Raw genomic sequence first — 4338 nt, 5'->3', positions numbered from 1 at the left:
TGGCGACGGGCCGGAGGGTCGTGGGGCTGGTGCTGGCCCCGTTGCCGATGATGCCGCCATCGTTCTGCGGACAGCCGGCGCAAAGGCTCAGCAGCGCAAGGCAGAGGACAAGTAACTTCCTACTCATCGTCGTTGCGCCTCGTCACGGGAATGGCCTGGATGCCCACGATGTAGATCTCGTCGGAGGGATCGGGGGCGCGCACCGACTTGCTGCCCTCGTAGAGAATGTCCTGGAGGTATTCCATGTTGCGGTTGCAGAGTTCCTCGTATTGCTCGCGGGAGAGTTTAACCGTCATGGACATTAAATTGCGATCCGCCGGGGAGAGCGTCTCCAGGCTGCGGGCGGCGTTCTCCAGCACCGAGCGATGGAAATTGCGTGCCGCCAGCGCCTGGGCCACCGACTTGATCTGGGCCTCGGTGGCCACGTCGGGGTCGGCGGGCTCAAGAACGCCCTCATCGTTGCGTGCAATCAGTCCTACGCGCTCAAGCAGCACGAGCGCCTTCTTCGCCTCTTGCGCCGAGATCCGGGGCAGCAGGCGCTCGGCAATCCACTTGGGGTCTTCCTTGAAGCCCGGAAGCAGCAGGAGCTCGCGAATGGGGAAGGTGTACCAGTTGCCGAGCACCTCGAACTGGTCGGCCTTGAACGACGCGCTCGGCGGACGCCCGGGCTTGATCTGCTGGAGCCGCTGGAAGTAGCGGTTGCGCTCTTCGTCGTTCTTGGCCTGGCTGAAGAGCACCAGCGCCTCGAAGGCGTCGGTCTCCTTGGGGCTCAAACGAAAACCCTGGGCAAAGCGCGTGATCGAACTCGGTGAGAGATTGCGCCGGCCCTCGAGAATGTCGTGCAGGAATCCCGAGGATGAATAACCCGCGCGCTTGGCAAACAGACGCGAGGAAAACGGGCGCTTCCCCGCCTTGAGGTGCGCGATGAGCGCGCGCAGATACTCGCGATAGTCATCGAACTCCCCGGGCCAGGGGCGCTCATCTGTTCGTCGTTTGGCACTCATGCGAGTACCAGCGTGATTACCAAGCCCAATGATTTCAAGGACATAGCGCCCAAAGCGCTCGTCAGAAGAGAGCACTCCGGGCGCGTGGGCGCATTGCCGGGTTCCCAAATGATACCGGGCGCTTAGGGCTGCGGCGGAGGGCGCGGGGCTTACAAGTCTTTACGCAGCCTTCGCCCGTTTCTTGGTGGTTTGGCGCTTGGGGGCGGGCCGCTTCGAAGGCGCGCGCTTGCCGGGGCTCTTCGAACCCTTGCCCACGAAGTCGAGGGCCAGGTCCACCTGCGGGGCGCTGTGGGTGATGGCGCCGACGCTGATGCGGTCGACGCCGCTTTTGGCGATGCCGGCGACGGTGCGCAGGTTCACGCCGCCCGAGGCTTCGACCGCGCAGCGCCCGCCCACGATGGCGACGGCCTGCTTGAGCTTTGCCGGGGGCATGTTGTCGCAAAGAAGCATGTCGGGCTGCGCTTCGATGGCGGCGCGCACTTCGGCGAGGGTGTCGCACTCGACCTGGATGGGCGTTCCTTTGGGGCTCTTCTTGCGCGCGCGCCGAACTGCGAGTTCGACCGAACCGGCGACCTCGACGTGGTTGTCCTTGATCAGCACCGCATCGAAGAGCCCGAAGCGGTGGTTCACGCCGCCGCCGCAGGTGACGGCATATTTCTCGAGCGCGCGAAGGCCCGGTGTCGTCTTGCGCGTGTCGTAGATCTTTGCCTTTGTGCCCTTGCACTGGTCGGCGAACTTGCCCGTGAGCGTCGCAATGCCCGAGAGGTGGCGGATGAAGTTGAGCGCCGTGCGCTCGCCGGTGAGGATCGGTCGGGCAGGGCCTTTGATCTCAATGAGGCGCTCGCCCTTTTTGAAGCGCGCGCCGTCCTTCTTGAGCTGCCGGACCTGCACCTTTTTCGAGAGCTCGGCAAAGGTGAGCGCGGCGATCTCGCCTCCGGCGAGGATGCCGTCCTCGCGCGCGACCACGTAGGCGCGAACGCGGGCGTCCTTGGGGATGAGCGCGTTGGTGGTCAGGTCGCCGATCCCGGCGAGGTCTTCCTCCAGCGCGGCGCGCACGAGTTTGCGGGTGTGTTTTTGCTTGCTCATGGGGCGAGTATGTCCGCCCCGGCGTGCGCGGGCAACGACCTAGAGGCGCGTATGCCGCAGGGTCTCACGGGGTTTTTCGGTATCGAAGACGACGGCGTGGAGGTGGGTGAAATCCTGGCCGGCATTGATTGAGAGCGTGGCGCCCACCTCGTCGAAGTAGTTGCCGGTCATGCGCGGCGATTCGTGGATGTGCCCGTGCAGGGATACCAGCGGCCGGGCGCGCTCGATAAAGTCACGCACTGCTTCGGAACCCACGTGAACCTTCATGGCCATCTTGTCGAGCTTCGACTGATAGGGCGGGCAGTGGGCGACCCAGATGAAGTCCTTGCCGGCGAGTTCTTCGGTCAGCGGTGCCAGGTCGGACTCGATCGTATCGTGGGGCTCTTCATCGAAGGCGAAGGCTTCGAGAATGTTTGTCTCGAAGTTGCTGCGCACTCCCTTGAGGTTGCGCAGCTTTTTATAAGGCGTGCCCTTGTCCCAGCGCTCCCAGTCCTTGAGATAGAAGGGTGTGATGTCCACGTAGCTGTAGCCCGAGAGCAGCAGGCCGGGTTCGAGTTCGAGCGTCTTGCCGTGGAGCCAGGTGACGAGCGGCGAGTCCTCGAAGACACTCGCATTGGGGGCGCAATCGTCGTTTCCCATGATGACGTAGACCTGCAGGTCGGGCCGGTCATTGCGCGCCTGTTCGATCAGTGGAAAGAGCTGCTCTTCATAGAAGCGTCGGTGGTAGCCGATGATCTTGGACTTCGAGAACTTCTTTGGCGAGAGATCGCCGCCCAGAATCACCGCGTCGCAATTGTCCTCTGCCGCCAGCTCAAAGAGCCCGCGGTAGTGGTTCATCTCCCCATGGAGGTCTGAGGCGTAGGCGATGCGCATGGCGAATTGTGCTCTCTCCGGAAACTCGGAGCACCATAGCAAGCCCCGCGCGCGGGGGCGAGGGGACCGCGGCCCGGAGCGGGGCAGCGCGCCGGCGCTCTAGAAGCCCGCCATGCCGCGGATCATACCGAAGGTCTCGATGGTCTTGGCGGGCGCTTTTGCAACCGCTTCGAGGGCATCGCGCACGGGGCTGACGCGGTAGTGCGAGGGTCGCGGCCCGCTGCGCTTTGGCATCCAGCACGAGTGGAGCATGAGCGGCACGACAAAATCGGGGCTCGTTGCGCGGGCGAGCGGGCCCTTTGAGAGATTGGCCGCGTCGAAGATGTGGACTTCCTTGGCGCCGTCCTGGTGGCAGACCGTGACGACGTAGCCGTCCTTGTCGTGCCTGGCATTCTTTCGCGGCACGTAGGTGGGCGGGTGGGGGAAGGAACCCTCTGGGTATTGCCACTGGTCGTCGAACTCCATCGACTCCAGGTCGATGCGCGAGAGCGTGCCAGGAACGGGCTTTGTGGGAAGTGCGTCCATCGGGACCATGGGGTTCTCATAGTCGTGGTAGAGATCCCACGCCGCCTGGGAAATGAGCTCGGGGTCGCAGCCGATGGAACCGAAGAACAGATTTTGCGGGTGATCGATGGCGCTCTTGTTGTAGAAGTCGTTGCTCCAGAGAACGCCCGACCAGAAGCCCTCGGCATCGAGCGCGACCTTCGAGTCGAGCAGCTCCCCGGTGCGGCCGTTTACCCTATAGCGGCCCACCGGCGTGGGCTGCAGGCCGAAATTGATCATCCCCTCGTACCCGCCATCAAATCGCTTGCCGCTTGTATGCGAGACGTCCTTCGTGGTGAAGGTCATGGCCAGATCGGCGGTGGGGATGTGCTGGAGAAAGACGTTCAGCTCGCCGCCGGGGTTCTCGTAGTCGACGAGAATGTGGCCGCTGGCCATGGGGATGCGCAGCTCTTTGACGCCGACCGGGGTGCCGGGCTTTGCGCGGCGCAGATCTTCCTTGGCGACGATCCACATCTGGGTGAAGTCGGCGGCCGCCTTCTTGCGCGGCTTTCCGCGAAAGGTTCTCGGCTCGACGACAAAGGGCAGGTCGGTGATGACCAGATAGTCCCGGGTCGCCTTGATGTCGTGGATGGAGTCGAAGGGGCTCATCCCTTCGAGCTTCCAGCGCTTGAGCTTGCCTTCCATATCCCAACGGGCGATCCACGTGCCGCCCCCCGGCGCGCCGGGGGGAAACTGGTTGTAGTTGACGAAGTAGAGCGCGCCCTCGTCGTGGGCGGGGGCCGGGTGCGCCGCCACGGAGATGAGCGGCTCGAGAAGCCCGGGCAGGCCCTGTTCCCACTCGCCGTTGGAGCCCACGGGTGTTACGAAGTCG

General features: G+C 64.0%; 4 protein-coding genes. All 4 read right to left on the bottom strand.

Translation table 11 applies throughout. The features are described from left to right. Positions 1 to 119 precede the first annotated feature (119 nt). Positions 120 to 1004 (bottom strand): TIGR02147 family protein, encoded by an 885-nt coding sequence (locus KDH09_07820; protein MCB0219584.1) that lies wholly within the window; start codon positions 1002 to 1004, stop codon positions 120 to 122. 159 nt (positions 1005 to 1163) lie between these two features. Next, entirely contained in the window at positions 1164 to 2090 is a 927-nt protein-coding gene (nadC, locus tag KDH09_07815; GenBank protein ID MCB0219583.1) for a carboxylating nicotinate-nucleotide diphosphorylase, read from the bottom strand. A gap of 39 nt (positions 2091 to 2129) precedes the next feature. Further along, positions 2130 to 2963, bottom strand: a complete 834-nt coding sequence (locus KDH09_07810; GenBank protein MCB0219582.1) for a metallophosphoesterase — start codon at positions 2961 to 2963, stop codon at positions 2130 to 2132. A gap of 99 nt (positions 2964 to 3062) precedes the next feature. Further along, positions 3063 to 4338 (bottom strand): carotenoid oxygenase family protein (locus KDH09_07805; protein ID MCB0219581.1); only part of this gene is annotated, 1276 nt, incomplete at its 5' end.

This window comes from Chrysiogenia bacterium (assembly GCA_020434085.1).
Lineage (GTDB): Bacteria > JAGRBM01 > JAGRBM01 > JAGRBM01 > JAGRBM01 > JAGRBM01.
Note: the sequence above shows the minus strand (reverse complement) of the source record. Positions and strands in the feature narration are given on the sequence as shown.

What these genes read in the sequence shown, in the direction of transcription:
- KDH09_07820 (MCB0219584.1), bottom strand. Translation starts at nt 1,004, where the DNA reads ATGAGTGCCAAACGACGAACAGATGAGCGCCCCTGGCCCGGGGAGTTC.
- nadC (MCB0219583.1), bottom strand. Translation starts at nt 2,090, where the DNA reads ATGAGCAAGCAAAAACACACCCGCAAACTCGTGCGCGCCGCGCTGGAG.
- KDH09_07810 (MCB0219582.1), bottom strand. Translation starts at nt 2,963, where the DNA reads ATGCGCATCGCCTACGCCTCAGACCTCCATGGGGAGATGAACCACTAC.